Source organism: Mesorhizobium sp. RCC_202 (assembly GCF_041355295.1).
GTDB lineage: Bacteria > Pseudomonadota > Alphaproteobacteria > Rhizobiales > Rhizobiaceae > Mesorhizobium.
The window spans coordinates 487530-502740 of the sequence record NZ_JBFUPO010000003.1; the positions used below are offsets into that span (position 1 = coordinate 487530).

Below are 15211 nucleotides of genomic sequence, written 5' to 3' on the forward strand. Positions count from 1 at the left end.
CCATGCTATAGCTTCGGCCAATGCCTGTCTGCTGCTGTAGCCGGCCGCCGGCCCCCCCGCCGATCGATTTGTCACCCCACGGCCGCCGCAGCGGCGGCGAGCCCGCGCGAAATGTCGGCCTTGAGGTCCTCGACATCTTCGAGCCCGACCTGCAGGCGCACCAGCGATCCGGCATAGGAGCCCTTGGCGACGGTGCGGTCGCCGAGGAAGACCGGCACGGCGAGGCTCTCATAGCCGCCCCAGGAATAGCCGAGACCAAAAATCTTCAGCGCGTCGAGGAAGGCATGCTGCGCCTTCTGTCCGCCGCCGTCGAGGACGATCGAGAACACACCGGTCGAGCCGCAAAAATCGCGCTTCCAGAGCGCATGGTCGGGATGGCTTTCCAGCGCCGGGTACAGCACTTGCGCCACCCCCGGCTGCCCTTCCAGCCAGCGCGCGATCTCGAGCGTGCTCTTGCGGTGATGCTCGAGCCGCACCCCCATGGTGCGCAGGCCGCGCAGCACCTGGTAGATGTCGTCCGGGCCGGAACAGCAGCCCAGGGTGCAGAAGCTGTCAAAAAGCTGCTTCCAGCAAGCCTCGTTGGCCGAGACCAGGCCGAGAAGCACGTCGGAATGCCCGGCCGGATATTTCGTCGCCGCGTGGATCGAAATGTCGACGCCATGATCGAGCGGCTTGAAATAGAGCGGCGTCGCCCAGGTGTTGTCCATCATGACGATGGCGCCCGCCGCATGCGCGGCCTTGGCGATGGCCGGAATGTCCTGCACCTCATAGGTGTTCGACCCCGGCGATTCAGTGAACACGACCTTGGTGTTCGGCCTGATCAGCGCGGCGATGCCGGCGCCGATGCGCGGCTCGTAATACTCGACCTCGACACCCAGCCGCTTCAGCATCGTGTCGGCGAAGTGGCGCGTCGGATGGTAGACGCTGTCGACGATCAACAGGTGATCGCCGGCGCCGAGGAAAGCGATCAGCGGCACCGTCACCGCCGCCAGCCCCGAAGGCACTGCGATCGTGCCGGCGGACCCTTCGAGCGTGTCGACGGCGAGCGTGAGCGCATCCATGGTCGGCGTGCCGCGCGTGCCATAGGTGTATTTCTGGCTGCGCCCGGCCATCGAGGCGGCGTCGGGATAAAGCACGGTCGAGGCGTGCACGACAGGCGGGTTGACGAAGCCGAAATAGTCGCGCGGGTTGTTGCCGGAATGGGCAAGCAGCGTGTTGATGCCCATTTCGATGCCGTCTTTTGCCATGGTTCGTCGCCACAAATAATGTCAGGGGTCAAATGATGTCAGGAGGAGAGCCATAGAGCGCCGGCAAAGGCCGCGCAACCGCCGCGGCCCCGCCAAAAGCGGCTCTTACGCTGGGCCAATCCAACCGCTGGCCCGCTCAATAACGGCTTGCTGTCGGGCAAGCGAATTCTGGCATCGGTCCCCGGTTTGGCCTGCCGCATTTGACCGATTTGTTTGCACCGCTTGCCGGTTTCCTGGTGCCCTTGTCTGCAATTCAGGCATTTGCGGCAATTGCTTTTCAAACCTGTCGCGAAACGGTCATTTCCCTTGACCTCACGGGAATAATCGCCTTCGATGCGTTGCGTGAATGGGAGGCAGTGCATCGTAAACGATGCGGGTCCGGGAGTGGGCCTTGAAGTGGGAGCTGCATTCACACACGAAAAAAGATCAAGCGTCACCTGGGAGCAGGAGCGCCTGTAACAGAAAAGGGTCTGTGGGTCATGAAACACATTGCATTGGGCATTCTTGGCGTCGCGGCGCTCGGCTTCACGGCGTCGGCCGCGTCGGCCAGCACGCTCGACACCGTCAAGGCGAAAGGCTTCATCCAGTGCGGCGTCTCGACAGGTCTGGCTGGCTTCTCGGCGCCGGACGACAAGGGCGACTGGAAGGGCATTGACGCCGATTTCTGCCGCGCCGTCGCGGCCGCCGTCTTCGGCGACGCCACCAAGGTCAAGTTCACGCCGCTCAGCGCCAAAGAGCGGTTCACCGCGCTGCAGTCGGGCGAGATCGACATCCTGTCGCGCAACACCACCTGGACCAGCAACCGCGACAGCGCGCTTGGCCTCGATTTCGTCGGCGTCACCTACTATGACGGCCAGGGCTTCATGATCAACGCCAAGAAGCTGCCGGGCGTGAATTCGGCGCTGCAGCTTTCGGGCGCCGCCGTCTGCGTGCAGAGCGGCACCACGACCGAACTCAACCTCGCCGACTACTTCAAGAAGAACAAGATGGAGTACAACCCCGTCGTCTTCGAGAAGCTGGAAGAGGTCAACGCCGCCTATGATTCCGGCCGCTGCGACGCCTACACCACCGACCAGTCCGGCCTCTACGGCATCCGCCTGACGCTGTCCTCGCCGGCCGACCATGTCGTGCTGCCCGAGATCATCTCCAAAGAGCCGCTCGGGCCGGCCGTGCGCCAGGGCGACGACCAGTGGGCGCATATCGCGCGCTGGACGTATTTCGCGCTGCTCAACGCCGAGGAAGCCGGCATCACGCAGGCCAATGTCGACGAGATGAAGACCTCGAACGACCCGAACATCCAGCGCCTTCTCGGTACTGAGCCGGATGGCAAGTACGGCGCCGATCTCGGCCTCTCCAACGACTGGGTGGTCAACATCGTCAAAGCTGTCGGCAACTACGGCGAAATGTTCGAGCGCAATGTCGGCTCGGGCAGCCCGCTCAAGATCGCACGCGGCATCAACGCGCTGTGGACCAAGGGCGGCCTGCAATATGGTCCGCCGGTTCGCTGATCGAACCTGATCCGGGGGCCAGATCGTCTGGCTCCCGGTTTCTCTTTCCAGGGGACGGTCCATGGCTTCGCAGGAAATCCTTCGCGAGGAGCCGAGTCGTAGCTCCTTCATCAACGACCCGAGAATACGCGGCCTGTTCTTTCAGACCCTGGTCGTAATCCTTCTCTTTGGCTCGATCTGGTGGATCGTCAACAACGTCATCGAGAATCTCCAGCGCCTGCACATTGCCTCAGGCTTCCAGTTTCTCAGGAGCAGGGCCGGCTTCGACATTTCCGACACGCCTATCGCCTACACTTCGGACTCGACCTATTTCCGTGCGCTCGTCGTCGGCCTGCTCAACACGATCATCGTAGCGGTCGCCGGCATTGTCCTTGCCACCATCGTCGGCTTCGCCGTGGGCATCGGTCGGCTGTCGCAGAACTGGCTGATCCGCAAGATCTGCACTGTCTATGTCGAGATCTTCCGCAACATCCCGCCGCTCCTGGTCATTTTCTTCTGGTATTCAGGCGTGCTGGCTGTACTGCCGGCGCCGCGCGACAGCATCCATCTGCCTTTCGGTTCTTTTCTCAACCAGCGTGGTTTCTATTTGCCACGCGCCGTGTGGGGTGACGGCTCCTGGCTGATCGGCGTTGCTTTCCTGCTCGCGCTCGCCATGGCCTGGTTCGTCGCCCGCAAAGCGCGCCAGCGGCAATTGGCGACGGGCCAGCAGTTCCCGGTGTTCTGGACGTCGGTCGGCCTGATCGTCGGCCTGCCGCTGCTTGCCTTCCTGTTCAGCGGTATGCCGCTCACCTTCGATTTTCCGAAGCAGTCGACCTTCAATCTGACCGGCGGCTTCTGGATCAAGCCGGAATTCCTGTCGCTGCTTTTGGCGCTCTCCTTCTACACGGCGGCCTTCATCGCCGAGATCGTGCGCGCCGGCATCAGGGGCGTCAGCAAAGGCCAGACCGAGGCGGCCGGCGCACTCGGCCTGCGTTCCGGCCCGATCCTGCGCCTGGTCGTGGTGCCGCAGGCGATGCGCATCGTCATTCCGCCGCTCACCAGCCAGTATCTGAACCTGACCAAGAACTCGTCGCTCGCGATCGCCATCGGCTATCCCGATCTCACCGCCACCGCCGGCACGGTGCTCAACCAGACGGGGCAAGCGGTCGAGGGCGTGTTCATCATGATGATCGCCTATCTGGTGCTGAGTCTCGTGACCTCGGCGGTCATGAACGTGGTCAACGCCAAAATGGCACTGGTGGAGAGATAGGCCATGCAGGAACACGACATGGCTTGGGTGCGCACCGAGATGGCTCTCGCCCAGGCGGCACCGCCCAGCGAACGCGGCGCCTATGCCTGGGTGCGCAAGAACCTAATCGGTTCGGTGGGGGATATCATCCTTACCGTCCTCGGCATTGCCATCGTTGCCTGGATTGTCCCGCAGGTTGTCAACTGGGCGTTCATCAATGCGCAGTGGACGGGGCCGGATCGCACGGTGTGCACAACCGCCGCGCAAGGTGGCGTCCAGCCTGACGGCTGGACCGGCGCCTGCTGGGCTTTCGTCAATGCCAAGTTCGGCCAGTTCATGTTCGGCACGTATCCGATCGAAGAGCGTTGGCGGCCGATTCTTGTCGCCATCCTGTTCGTGGCGTTGCTGGTGCCGATGCTGGTCCCGCGCGTGCCGCGCAAGGGGCTGAATGCTATCCTGTTGTTTGCGGCGCTGCCGATCGTCGCCTTCTTCCTGCTCGTTGGTGGCGCATTCGGCCTGCCGCATGTCGAGACGCCCCGCTGGGGTGGACTCCTCGTCACGCTCAGCCTCTCCTTCGTCGGCATTGCCGTGTCGCTGCCGCTCGGCGTGGTGCTGGCGCTTGGCCGGCGCTCGAAGATGCCGATCATCAAGACGCTGAGCATCATATTTATCGAGACGGTGCGCGGCATTCCGCTGATTGTCGTGCTGTTCTTCGCCAGCGTGATGCTGCCGCTGTTCCTTCCCGAGGGCGTCAGCTTCGACAAATATCTGCGCGCGCTGATCGGCGTGTCACTGTTTGCCGCCGCCTACATGGCGGAGGTGATCCGCGGCGGGCTGCAAGCGATCCCTAAAGGGCAATATGAGGGTGCCGATTCGCTCGGCCTCGGCTATTGGCAGAAAATGGGCCTGATCGTCTTGCCGCAGGCGCTGAAGCTGGTCATCCCCGGCATCGTCAACACTTTCATAGGCATGTTCAAGGACACCAGCCTTGTGCTGATCATCTCGATGTTCGACCTGCTGGGCGTGGTAAAGCAGAATTTCGCCGATCCCAACTGGGCTTCGCCGCAGACCCCGAAATCCGGCCTGATCTTTGCCGCCTTCGTGTTCTGGCTGTTCTGCTTCGGCATGTCGCGCTATTCAATGTACACCGAACGCCGGCTCGACACCGGCTACAAACGCTGATGCATGTCGCCCAAGAGTGTATGCGGTTTTGGGGCAACGACATGCATCGAAAACAACGATAAGGGGAATTGGCCATGGCCATCGAGAACGCCGTCAGCGCCGAAGAAATCAAGGTCGATGTCAAGAAGATGCACATCTCGACCACGGATGTCGCCATCGACATCGTCGGCATGCACAAATGGTATGGCGAGTTCCACGTCCTGAAGGACATCAACCTCAAGGTGATGCGCGGCGAGCGCATCGTCATTTGCGGTCCGTCCGGCTCGGGCAAATCGACCATGATCCGCTGCATCAACCGGCTGGAGGAGCACCAGAAGGGCAAGATCATCGTCGACGGCAAGGAGCTCACCAATGATCTGAAGAAGATCGACGAGGTGCGCCGCGAGGTCGGCATGGTGTTCCAGCACTTCAATCTGTTCCCGCACCTGACCATCCTGGAGAACTGCACTCTGGCGCCGATCTGGGTGCGCAAGATGCCGAAGAAGCAGGCCGAAGAGGTCGCCATGCATTTCCTGAAGCGCGTGAAGATCCCGGAGCAGGCCAACAAATATCCAGGGCAGCTGTCGGGCGGTCAGCAGCAGCGCGTGGCGATAGCGCGTTCGCTGTGCATGAACCCGCGCATCATGCTGTTCGACGAGCCGACCTCGGCGCTCGATCCCGAGATGATCAAGGAAGTGTTGGAGACGATGGTGGGTCTTGCCGAGGAAGGCATGACGATGCTGTGCGTCACCCACGAGATGGGCTTTGCGCGCAAGGTCGCCAACCGGGTGATCTTCATGGATCAAGGCCAGATCGTCGAGCAGAACACGCCGGCCGAGTTCTTCGACCATCCGCGCCACGAGCGCACAAAACTGTTCCTCAGCCAGATACTGCACTGAGGCAGGCGCCGAGCGACGGTTTCAGGGGCTCGGAGCGACCACGCGTTCGTCATTCTAGGGCGGAGCAAGGAGCGGAGCGACGCGCGCAGACCCTGGAATCCATGCCCTGACGCTAAGGCGTTGCAACGGTTGCAGAATTCTGCGCCGCTGCGCTTTGGGTCGAAGTCACGGCATGGATCCTCGGGTCAAGCCCGAGGACGACGAAGTTACGGACGGCTTCGGCGCCGCGCATCGATGCGAAAATTCCTGAGATGCCTGGCGACCCTGGTTTTCGCGGTGCTGCTCGCCGCCGCGCTGGGCACGCTGGTGCCGCGCCCGCTCTGGCGAGCCGCCATAGCAGGCGAGGCGACGCGTCACATATTGGTGCTGAAGAACGCGATCCACACCGACATCGCCATCCCCATCGATGACGGCGTGCGAGGGCGCTTTGCTTTCCTCGCCGATGCCGGATTGCCCACCGACGCGCCGGATGCGCGCTACATCGTCTTCGGCTGGGGCGGCCGCGCCTTCTACCTGGAGACGCCGACCTGGTCGCAGCTGAAGGCAGTGCCGGTGCTCAAGGCGCTGACGCTCGACGTCTCGGTGATGCATGTCGATATCACCGGCGCAATCAAGGAGCCGCATCGCGACGTCGCCGGCTTCGACATCGACGAAGCGCATTTTGCAGCGCTGCTGGACTATATCGCGGCGAGTTTTCAGCGCGGCCCGGCGGGGCCTTTGGCAATCGAGGATGCGGGCTATTCGACCTACGACCGCTTCTACGAGGCCAACGGCCATTTCAACGCGCTGGTGGGCTGTAATACGTGGACGGCGGGTGGCCTGCGCGCTGCGGGACTGCGGACAGGCTGGTGGAACCCGCTGCCGGTGTCGCTGTGGTGGTCGATGAGGTTGTATGACTACACTATCTAGCTCACTTTGCGGTCGTACTTCGTTACATACTCACGCAATGCCTTATTGATCGCACTTTGATAGCCACGACCGTCTGGCGTGTGCTCTTTGAACCACGCAACGACATCAGAATCGAGACGCAAGGTCAGCTGCTGCTTGATCGGTTTGAAATATCGATTTCGAACAGCTTTTCGCCAGAACTCTTCCGTCAATTCCGGGATATCGCTGGTATCGACATCCTCCTCCGGTCGCTCCTTCAGAGCTGCGATTTCAGCCTTCTGAGCTTCCGTCAGCGGCGGTGGATTTGTCGGATCGAATTTATATCGAACGGTTTTGCTCATAACGTCTTCTTTCAGCTTTCGTCGCCCGTCTCGCCGAAATCAGCCGGACCACTTCTATCCCATCTTCTTCCCGGTCGGCGTGGGCAACCAACAATACGAGTGTGCCATCAACTACGCCTGTGGTTTGCCAGCGGTATTCACCGCTCTCGACCCTGTCCTGTTCCATCAACGCGAAGGGATCGGCGAAAACGCGAACGGCAGTCTCGAAAGTCACCCCGTGTTTGCGCAGATTTGACCTGGCCTTCTCCATATCCCATTCAAATCGAAGTTTTTCCATATAGGGTAACCACAGAAGTGTAACTACAAATAGTCACTACATCAAGGCCTGACACGATGTCCTACCGCCGCACCACCTTCGGCTCCTCCCAGCCATAGAGCCAGTCCAGATCCGCCGCGAGCTTCCCCGCCGGGCGCGTCGCCAGCACCAGGTTGCGCGCAATCGCCACCGGCCCCCAGGCATGCCAGGCCATGCGGTTGAGCGCACCGCGCTTCAGCACTTTTTCCACGCGCGGTCGCCGCAGATTATCCCAGATGGTCAGGCTCTGCCGCGGATCTCCGGGGAAATCGGCGACGAGATTGGCCAGCATCGCGGCGTCCTCTATCGCCATCGCCGCGCCCTGGGCGGCGAACGGCGTCATGGCATGCGCGGCATCGCCGATCAGCGCGACGCCCTCAGGCATCGTCCAGCGCCGTTGCTCGACGGTGTGGATCGGAAATGCCGTCCATGGGCCTGCGAGCCCCACGAGCTTTGCCAGCGCCGGCGCCGTGCCGCGCACGGCGCTGGTGAGGATGGCAGGGTCGGCGTGGCCGGACCAGCCGTCCGCGATGCGTTCGCCCCTGGTGAAGGCCGCAAGGTTGAAGGCGCTGCCCCGGCTCACCGGGTAGGCGACCATGTGGAAGCCCGGATGCAGGAACGTCGTGACGCAGTCGGCGGCGCCGATCGCGGCAAAGGCCTGGCCTGACGGGCTCTCGGCGGGGATCGTGGCGCGCCAGGCCAGCTCGCCGGAAAAGCGGCTCTGCGCGAAGCCGGCAGTCTTGCCGGCGAGTCGGGAGCGCACCGAAGACCAGACGCCGTCAGCGCCAACCAAAAAATCGCCCGGAATGTCCCTGACCTTGCCCTCGATCTCGACCGCCAAGGCGATTGTCGGCGCTTCGACCGCGATGCCCGTCACCTGTGCGCCCGTGACCAACTCGATATCGGGTCGCCGCGCCACGGCGGCCATCAGCGCTGCCTGCAGGTCGCCGCGATGCGCCGCGAGATAAGGCGCGCCCCAACGCTTTTCGCCAGCCGCGCCGAGCGGCACGCGGGCCAGCTCGCGCAGGCTTTTGGCATGCTTCAGCACCACTGCTTCTGGCCGCACGGCGTTGGGCAGCAAGCGGTCGAGCACGCCGAGTTCGCGCAGGATGCGCGTCGCGTTGGGGGAAAGCTGGATGCCGGCGCCGGCTGCTTCGAGCTGTTTAGTCTGTTCGAAGATTTTTACCGGGGTGCTGCGCGCCGAAAAGGCAAGTGCTGCCGTCAGCCCGGCTATGCCGGCCCCGGCGATGACTATTTGCCGGGACCGTTCTTCGCTCATGATCCAGCGATCATCTGCGGATCAAGCGGCCTGGTCGATATAAAGGCAGCCCGCCGGCTGCGTTTCCGTCGCCTTCAGCGACGCCGAATAGCGGTAGAGCGTCGAGCAATAAGGGCAGACCTTTTCATTGTCGTCGCCCATGTCGAGGAACACATGCGGATGGTCGTTGGGTGGGTTGGCGCCGGTGCACATGAATTCCTTGACGCCGATCTCGATCGCCGGGTGGCCCGCATCGTTCTGGAAATGGGGAATGCTACCGCCTGCCATCGTCGTCTCCCGTCGGGTTCGGCCAGTGGGTGTGATTAGTGGTTTGACCAGCCTGCATCTGGATCATAACAGGCCCGTTTGCAAGATCGATGAAATCAAACTGTCGCAAAAGCGTGGCAGAGGATAAGTTGAGCCGGTTAAGCGCATTGGGCTGGAATCGGACCGATTCCGTGACGATCATGCGTCATAGAAACGTGCTAGAGCGTCCGGTACGGCAACAGGCGGCGCTGCCTAAGGACGGTTGCGGGGGCAAGAGCGGGAACCATGAACGAACTGAAGCCTGTGCAGAGCGAGTTCATAACCGTCGAGGCGGCAAGCCCCGATGGCGGCAATCCCGATCGTTTCGTCAACCGCGAGTTTTCCTGGCTGCAATTCAACCGCCGGGTGCTGGAGGAATCGCTCAACGAGCACCACCCGCTGCTCGAGCGGGTGCGCTTCCTGTCGATCTCGGCCGCCAATCTCGACGAATTCTTCATGGTCCGCGTCGCCGGCCTCGCCGGCCAGGTGCGCGAGGGCATCACGCTGAAGAGCCCGGACGGACGCACGCCCGAACAGCAGCTCGAGCAACTGCTGCGCGAGGTCGAGCGCCTGCAGGAGGACCAGCAGAAAAGCCTGTCGGCGCTGATGGTGCTGCTCAACAAGGAAGGCATCGAGAGCATCACCCGCGATGCGCTCACCAAGGACGAGAAGACCTGGCTGGAAGAGCATTTCCAGGAACAGGTTTTCCCGGTGCTCACCCCGCTGTCGATCGACCCGGCGCATCCGTTCCCATTCATCCCCAATCTCGGCTTCTCGATCGCGTTGCAACTGCGTCACCGCAAGAACGGCGAGGAAATGAGCGCGCTTTTGCGCCTGCCGGTGGCGCTGCGCCGCTTCATCCGGCTGCCCGACCGCAAGCACCACATCCGCTTCATTCCGCTGGAGGAGGTGGTCGCCATCTATATCGGCAAGCTTTTCCCCGGCTACGAGGTCAAGGGTTCCGGCACGTTCCGCATCATCCGCGACAGCGATATCGAGGTCGAGGAAGAGTCCGAAGACCTGGTGCGCCTGTTCGAGACGGCGCTCAAGCGCCGCCGCCGCGGCTCGGTGATCCGCATCGAATTCGACACACTGATGCCGGCCCCGTTGCGTGACTTCGTCGCCGGCGAGCTCGGTGTCTCGTCGAGCCGCATCAGCGTGCTCACCGGCCCGCTGGCGCTCAACCAGATTTCCGAGATTGTCGCCATCCCGCGTGACGATCTCAAATTCACGCCCTACAATCCGCGCTTCCCCGAACGCATCCGCGAGCATGGCGGCGACTGTTTTGCCGCCATCCGCGAGAAGGATATCGTCGTCCACCACCCTTACGAATCCTTCGACGTGGTGGTGCAGTTCCTGCGCCAGGCAGCGGCCGATCAGGAAGTGGTGGCGATCAAGCAGACGCTCTACCGCACGTCCAACGACAGCCCGATCGTGCGCGCCCTGGTCGATGCTGCCGAGGCCGGCAAGTCGGTGACGGCGCTGGTCGAGCTCAAGGCGCGCTTCGACGAGGAGGCCAACATCCGCTGGGCGCGCGACCTCGAACGCGCCGGTGTCCAGGTCGTGTTCGGCTTCCTCGAGTTGAAGACGCACGCCAAGATGTCGCTGGTGGTGCGCCGCGAGGACGGCAAGCTGCGCAACTATGTGCATCTCGGCACCGGCAACTACCACCCGGTCACCGCGCGCATCTACACCGACCTGTCCTTCTTCACCACCGACCCGACGATCGCGCGCGACGTCGCGCAACTGTTCAACTTCATCACCGGCTATGCCGAACCTGCCGAAGAGATGCGTCTCGCCGTATCGCCTTTCACGCTGCGCAACCGCATCCTGAAGCACATCGCCGAAGAGGTGGTGCATGCCCGCGAAGGCCGTCCGGCGCGCATCTGGATGAAGATGAACGCGCTGGTCGACCCGACCACCATCGACGCGCTCTATGATGCCAGCCGCGCCGGCGTCGAGATCGATCTCGTCGTGCGCGGCATCTGCTGCCTGCGGCCGCAGGTGCCAGGCCTGTCGGAAAACATCCGGGTAAAGTCGATCGTCGGCCGTTTTCTGGAACACAGCCGCATCTTCTGCTTCGGCCACGGCCACGGCCTGCCGTCGGACGAGGCGATCGTCTACATCTCCTCGGCCGACATGATGCCGCGCAATCTCGACCGTCGCGTCGAGACGCTGGTGCCGATCACCAATCCAACTGTGCATGAACAGGTGCTTGGCCAGATCATGCTGGGCAATATCATGGACAATCAGCAAAGTTTCGACGTATTGGCTGACGGCACCTCCCGGCGCGTTGTGCTGGAAGAGGGCGAAGAGCCGTTCAACGCGCAGGAATATTTCATGACCAATCCGAGCCTTTCCGGGCGGGGTGACGCGCTGAAATCGCATGCGCCCAGGCGCATCGCCCAGTTCAAGCGTCGCAAGAAGAACGGCGCCGCGTGATTTCTGTTTCCCAGGGCCGGCTCCAGGACCGGCGGCCGCTGTCGATCATCGACATCGGATCGAACTCGATCCGTCTTGTCGTCTATGAGGGGCTGGCGCGCTCGCCGACGCTTCTGTTCAACGAAAAGATGCTGGCCGGCCTCGGCCGCGGCATCGTTTCGACGGGAAAACTAGACCCCGAGGCGGTGACGCGCTCGATGGAGGAATTCCGTCGTTTCCGCGCGCTGTCGGACCAGGCCGGCGCCGAGCACATGTATGTGCTGGCAACCGCGGCGGCGCGCGAAGCCATCAACGGCCCGGATTTCATCCATCGTGCCGAGGACGTGCTGAAGACCGATATCCGCGTGCTCTCCGGCCGCCAGGAGGCGCATTATTCGGCGCTTGGTGTCATCTCTGGCTTCCATCCGGCCAACGGCATTGCCGGCGACCTTGGCGGCGGCAGCCTGGAGCTGATCGACATCAACCGCGAGGCGATCGGCGACGGCATCACGCTGCCGCTCGGCGGCTTGCGCCTGCAGGACATGGCCAAGAACTCGCTGGTCCAGGCGCAGAAGATCGCGCGCCAGGAACTGGCGCGGGCCAAGCTGCTCAAAGGCGGCCAAGGCAGGGTCTTCTACGCCGTCGGCGGCACCTGGCGAAATCTCGCCAGGCTGCATATGGAGATGAACAATTACGCGCTCGGCGTCATGCACCACTACGAGATCTCCAACGAGAGCGCACAAAACTTCCTGAAACAGGTCGCACGCGGCGAGGTCGAGAAGGTGCGGGGCATCGAAGGCGTCTCAAAAAACCGCCGCTCACTCTTGCCTTACGGCGCCGTCGTCCTGCAGGAAATCATGACGGCGATGCAGCCGTCGAAGATCATCGTCTCGGCGCAAGGCGTGCGCGAGGGCTTTCTCTATTCGCTGCTCGACGCCGCCGAACAGAAGGCTGACCCGCTGATCTCCGCCGCCGAGGAACTGGCGTTGTTGCGTTCGCGCTCGGTGCACCATGCGCATGACCTCGTCGAATGGACCGGCAAGGCCTTCAAGGCGTTCGGCATCGACGAGACGGAAGACGAGGCGCGCTACCGCCACGCCGCCTGCCTGCTTGCCGATATCGGCTGGCGCGCGCATCCCGAATATCGCGGCAGGCAGTCGCTCAACATCATCGCGCACGCCTCCTTCATCGGCGTCGATCATCCTGGACGCGCCTATCTGGCTTTGGCCAGCGCCTATCGCCATGACGGTATCTTCAACGACGGCATCGCGCCCGAGATCAAGGCGCTGGCGCCGCCGCGCCTGCTCGAGCGCGCCCGCCTGCTGGCGGCGATGATGCGCGTCGTCTACCTTCTGACGGCGGCGATGCCGGGCGTCATGCCGAGGCTGAAATGGGAAAGCCGCGGCAATGGCGCGCTGGCGCTGGTGCTGCCGGCCTCGCTCTCCGATCTCTACGGCGAGCGCCCGGCCGGCCGGCTGGCGCAACTCGCCCGCATCACCAACCGCCGCCTGGTGCTGGCGGTCGAGGGCGGGCCGAGCGTTTCGGTGAAGTAGGCGCGGCGAAACAGCCGGATTCGTAACGGTGGGGCAAAGCGGAGCGAAAATTGATGACCAGCGCAGCGCCATCGACCGCAACAAAGACACAGGGCTTCGATCCGGCGATCCACCGAAAGCTCGTCGCGGGCATCGAATCCGGCCTGCTGCGCGATCTGCATGTCGTGCTTGCGGCGCGTTCCGGCGATGTCATTCTCGAACATTATGCCGAGGGCATCGACGAGGCGTGGGGCCGGCCGCTGGGGAAGGTCGCCTTCGACGCCGATACGTTGCATGATCTGCGCTCGGTGACCAAGAGCGTCGTCAGCCTGCTGTATGGCATCGCTCTGGACAGGGGCCTTGTGCCGCCGCCTGAGGCGCCGCTTGTCGCCCAGTTTCCCGAATACCCCGATCTTGCCGCCGACCCCGCCCGTGCCAAAATCACCGTCGGCCACGCGCTGACCATGACGCTCGGCATGGAGTGGGACGAGAACCGGCCCTACAGCGATCCGCTAAACAGCGAGATCGCGATGGAGCTTGCTGCTGACCGCTATCGCTTCGTGCTCGACCGGCCGATCATCGCTGAGCCCGGCAGCCGCTGGATCTATTCCGGCGGCAGCGTCGCGCTCGTCGGCGCCATCATTGCCAGAGGCACAGGCAAATCTCTGCCGGATTTCGCGCGCGAGGTCCTTTTCGCGCCGCTCGGCATCGAGCGTTTCTACTGGTCGGCCGGCAAGGACGGTGTCGCATCAGCCGCTTCCGGCCTCAGGTTGACCGCGCCGGATCTTTTGAAGATCGGCCAACTGCTTTTGCGCAAGGGTCTGTGGGACGGGCAGCGGATCGTCTCGCAAGACTGGATCGAGGCTTCGTTCGCGCCGGCGGTCTCGACGCCTGACGGCCTCGGCTATGGCCGGCTGTGGTTCATCGGCGACGCGCCGGCGCCGGCCTTCGGCGCACCGAAGCCGTGGCATGCCGGCTTCGGCAACGGCGGCCAGCGGCTCTGGCTGATGCCGGACGCCGATATCGCCGCCGTCATCTATGCCGGGAAATATAATGCCTGGGACGCCTGGGTGACGCCGACCCGTATCTGGCGCGAGATCATCCTCGCCAATTTCCTGCGCGCCTGACGCCCTCAGGTTCGGTTACGCCCGTCGAGCGACCAGGCGCCGGCGCCGGCCATGGCGTGCGCCAGGAAGCCGCCGGCAATGGCAATGTCCTTCATCAGCATCTGCTGGTGCAGGAAGGACAGTGTCGGATCGTCGCCCTGATGATAGTGGCCGATGAAGCCGGCGGCGATGCAGAAGGCAGCCAGAAGCAGCGCCACGATCGGCGTCTGGAAGCCGATCAGGATCGCCGATCCGGCGATCACCTCGAACAGGCCGGTGCCCCAGGCGGCCAAGGTGGGCAAGGGCAGGCCGAGACCGGCGAAATAGCTGCTCGTGCTGGCGATGTCGCTCAGCGCTTGAACGCCTGACGGCACGAAGAGCGCGGCGAGCAGCAGTCGTGCGACGAGAAGCAATATGTTGCGGGCCATGGTCACCTTCCTTGTCGGTGTAGCTTAGTCCTGCAACGAAAAAGCGGCGCGGAAAATTCCGCGCCGCTTCTGTCTAAAGCTTGGGAGGCGGGATCAGCCGCGCTTGGCGTCGATCGAATAGGCGCCGGCGCCGGAGGAGGCGAGCAGCAGGAAGCCGCCGGTGATGGCGACGTTCTTCAGGAAATGGATCATCTGGTTCTGGTCGGCCCAGCCGGTGTGGGCGACCAGCGCGGTGGCGATGGTGAAGATCGCGAGCACCCAGGCGGCGATACGGGTCTGGAAACCGAGCAGGACAGCAAGGCCGCCGAGCAGTTCGATCAGGCCGACGATAACGGCCGTTGCGGTCGGCACCGGCAGGCCCATCGCGCCGAAATAGGCGGCGGTGCCGGAAATGGCGGTCAGCTTGCCGAAGCCGGAAAGCAGGAAGATGACGGCGAGCAGGACGCGGCCGATGAGGATGGTAAGCGAAGTGTTGGACGCGGTGCCGGTGGCGGCGGAAGAACTGATGGACATGGCGGTGAATCTCCGAACGGGTTGAATGTTCGGTGAGATAGACGATCACGACTGTTCACTAAAGTCGCTTATGCGGCGAC

The 15211-nt window shown here is 63.2% G+C and carries 15 protein-coding genes; 8 read left to right on the plus strand and 7 right to left on the minus strand.

The features are described 5' to 3' along the window. Nucleotides 1-71: 71 nt before the first annotated feature. Nucleotides 72-1247 carry a cystathionine beta-lyase gene (locus AB6802_RS09835; RefSeq protein ID WP_371009877.1) on the minus strand — a complete coding sequence of 392 codons (1176 nt, stop codon included), beginning with the start codon at nucleotides 1245-1247 and terminating at the stop codon, nucleotides 72-74. Nucleotides 1248-1726: 479 nt separating this feature from the next. Here AB6802_RS09835 and AB6802_RS09840 point away from each other — a divergent pair, with 479 nt between their 5' ends. The 5 genes from AB6802_RS09840 to AB6802_RS09860 all read left to right on the plus strand — a co-directional run bounded on the left by AB6802_RS09840 (nucleotide 1727) and on the right by AB6802_RS09860 (nucleotide 6952). Continuing rightward, on the plus strand, nucleotides 1727-2755 hold the full coding sequence (locus tag AB6802_RS09840) for an amino acid ABC transporter substrate-binding protein (protein ID WP_371009878.1): 1029 nt from the start codon (nucleotides 1727-1729) through the stop codon (nucleotides 2753-2755). A gap of 61 nt (nucleotides 2756-2816) precedes the next feature. Next, nucleotides 2817-4004: an amino acid ABC transporter permease gene (locus AB6802_RS09845; RefSeq protein WP_371009879.1), complete on the plus strand. Its 1188-nt coding sequence runs from the start codon at nucleotides 2817-2819 to the stop codon at nucleotides 4002-4004. A 3-nt stretch (nucleotides 4005-4007) separates the two neighbouring features. Beyond that, nucleotides 4008-5165, plus strand: a complete 1158-nt coding sequence (locus tag AB6802_RS09850; RefSeq protein ID WP_371009880.1) for an amino acid ABC transporter permease — start codon at nucleotides 4008-4010, stop codon at nucleotides 5163-5165. Between the two features lie 128 nt (nucleotides 5166-5293). Then, nucleotides 5294-6043, plus strand: coding sequence for an amino acid ABC transporter ATP-binding protein (locus AB6802_RS09855; protein WP_371009974.1), 750 nt, complete (start codon nucleotides 5294-5296; stop codon nucleotides 6041-6043). A 234-nt stretch (nucleotides 6044-6277) separates the two neighbouring features. Next, nucleotides 6278-6952 carry a TIGR02117 family protein gene (locus tag AB6802_RS09860; protein ID WP_371009881.1) on the plus strand — a complete coding sequence of 225 codons (675 nt, stop codon included), beginning with the start codon at nucleotides 6278-6280 and terminating at the stop codon, nucleotides 6950-6952. Here AB6802_RS09860 and AB6802_RS09865 read toward each other — a convergent pair. The 4 genes from AB6802_RS09865 to AB6802_RS09880 form a co-directional block, all read right to left on the minus strand. After that, nucleotides 6949-7272, minus strand: coding sequence for a BrnA antitoxin family protein (locus AB6802_RS09865; RefSeq protein ID WP_371009882.1), 324 nt, complete (start codon nucleotides 7270-7272; stop codon nucleotides 6949-6951). The genes AB6802_RS09860 and AB6802_RS09865 overlap by 4 nt on opposite strands. Beyond that, entirely contained in the window at nucleotides 7250-7549 is a 300-nt protein-coding gene (locus tag AB6802_RS09870) for a BrnT family toxin (protein WP_371009883.1), read from the minus strand. The genes AB6802_RS09865 and AB6802_RS09870 overlap by 23 nt, the downstream gene beginning before the upstream one ends. Nucleotides 7550-7610: 61 nt before the next feature. Then, the gene (locus AB6802_RS09875) at nucleotides 7611-8846 is read right to left on the minus strand and encodes an FAD-dependent monooxygenase (protein WP_371009884.1); all 1236 of its coding nucleotides are present in this window, start codon (nucleotides 8844-8846) and stop codon (nucleotides 7611-7613) included. 21 nt (nucleotides 8847-8867) lie between these two features. After that, on the minus strand, nucleotides 8868-9113 hold the full coding sequence (locus tag AB6802_RS09880) for a zinc-finger domain-containing protein (protein WP_371009885.1): 246 nt from the start codon (nucleotides 9111-9113) through the stop codon (nucleotides 8868-8870). 264 nt (nucleotides 9114-9377) lie between these two features. On the opposite strand from AB6802_RS09880, the gene AB6802_RS09885 reads away from it, so the two are divergent. From AB6802_RS09885 to AB6802_RS09895, 3 genes are read left to right on the plus strand one after another with little or no spacing between them, the layout of a single operon-like run. Beyond that, complete coding sequence (locus AB6802_RS09885) at nucleotides 9378-11573, plus strand: RNA degradosome polyphosphate kinase (protein WP_371009886.1); 2196 nt, start codon at nucleotides 9378-9380, stop codon at nucleotides 11571-11573. After that, the gene (ppx, locus tag AB6802_RS09890) at nucleotides 11570-13105 is read left to right on the plus strand and encodes an exopolyphosphatase (protein ID WP_371009887.1); all 1536 of its coding nucleotides are present in this window, start codon (nucleotides 11570-11572) and stop codon (nucleotides 13103-13105) included. Before AB6802_RS09885 ends, ppx begins: the two co-directional genes overlap by 4 nt. 53 nt (nucleotides 13106-13158) lie before the next feature. Beyond that, nucleotides 13159-14211, plus strand: coding sequence for a serine hydrolase domain-containing protein (locus tag AB6802_RS09895; protein ID WP_371009888.1), 1053 nt, complete (start codon nucleotides 13159-13161; stop codon nucleotides 14209-14211). A gap of 5 nt (nucleotides 14212-14216) precedes the next feature. On the opposite strand, the gene AB6802_RS09900 is transcribed toward AB6802_RS09895, so the two are convergent. Further along, the gene (locus AB6802_RS09900) at nucleotides 14217-14618 is read right to left on the minus strand and encodes a DoxX family protein (protein WP_371009889.1); all 402 of its coding nucleotides are present in this window, start codon (nucleotides 14616-14618) and stop codon (nucleotides 14217-14219) included. Nucleotides 14619-14711: 93 nt separating this feature from the next. After that, on the minus strand, nucleotides 14712-15131 hold the full coding sequence (locus tag AB6802_RS09905; RefSeq protein WP_371009890.1) for a DoxX family protein: 420 nt from the start codon (nucleotides 15129-15131) through the stop codon (nucleotides 14712-14714). Nucleotides 15132-15211: the final 80 nt, after the last annotated feature.

Coding starts and splice junctions, on each gene's coding strand:
- AB6802_RS09835 (WP_371009877.1), bottom strand. CDS start 1,247: ATGGCAAAAGACGGCATCGAAATGGGCATCAACACGCTGCTTGCCCAT.
- AB6802_RS09840 (WP_371009878.1), top strand. CDS start 1,727: ATGAAACACATTGCATTGGGCATTCTTGGCGTCGCGGCGCTCGGCTTC.
- AB6802_RS09845 (WP_371009879.1), top strand. CDS start 2,817: ATGGCTTCGCAGGAAATCCTTCGCGAGGAGCCGAGTCGTAGCTCCTTC.
- AB6802_RS09850 (WP_371009880.1), top strand. CDS start 4,008: ATGCAGGAACACGACATGGCTTGGGTGCGCACCGAGATGGCTCTCGCC.
- AB6802_RS09855 (WP_371009974.1), top strand. CDS start 5,294: ATGCACATCTCGACCACGGATGTCGCCATCGACATCGTCGGCATGCAC.
- AB6802_RS09860 (WP_371009881.1), top strand. CDS start 6,278: ATGCGAAAATTCCTGAGATGCCTGGCGACCCTGGTTTTCGCGGTGCTG.
- AB6802_RS09865 (WP_371009882.1), bottom strand. CDS start 7,272: ATGAGCAAAACCGTTCGATATAAATTCGATCCGACAAATCCACCGCCG.
- AB6802_RS09870 (WP_371009883.1), bottom strand. CDS start 7,549: ATGGAAAAACTTCGATTTGAATGGGATATGGAGAAGGCCAGGTCAAAT.
- AB6802_RS09875 (WP_371009884.1), bottom strand. CDS start 8,846: ATGAGCGAAGAACGGTCCCGGCAAATAGTCATCGCCGGGGCCGGCATA.
- AB6802_RS09880 (WP_371009885.1), bottom strand. CDS start 9,113: ATGGCAGGCGGTAGCATTCCCCATTTCCAGAACGATGCGGGCCACCCG.
- AB6802_RS09885 (WP_371009886.1), top strand. CDS start 9,378: ATGAACGAACTGAAGCCTGTGCAGAGCGAGTTCATAACCGTCGAGGCG.
- AB6802_RS09895 (WP_371009888.1), top strand. CDS start 13,159: ATGACCAGCGCAGCGCCATCGACCGCAACAAAGACACAGGGCTTCGAT.
- AB6802_RS09900 (WP_371009889.1), bottom strand. CDS start 14,618: ATGGCCCGCAACATATTGCTTCTCGTCGCACGACTGCTGCTCGCCGCG.
- AB6802_RS09905 (WP_371009890.1), bottom strand. CDS start 15,131: ATGTCCATCAGTTCTTCCGCCGCCACCGGCACCGCGTCCAACACTTCG.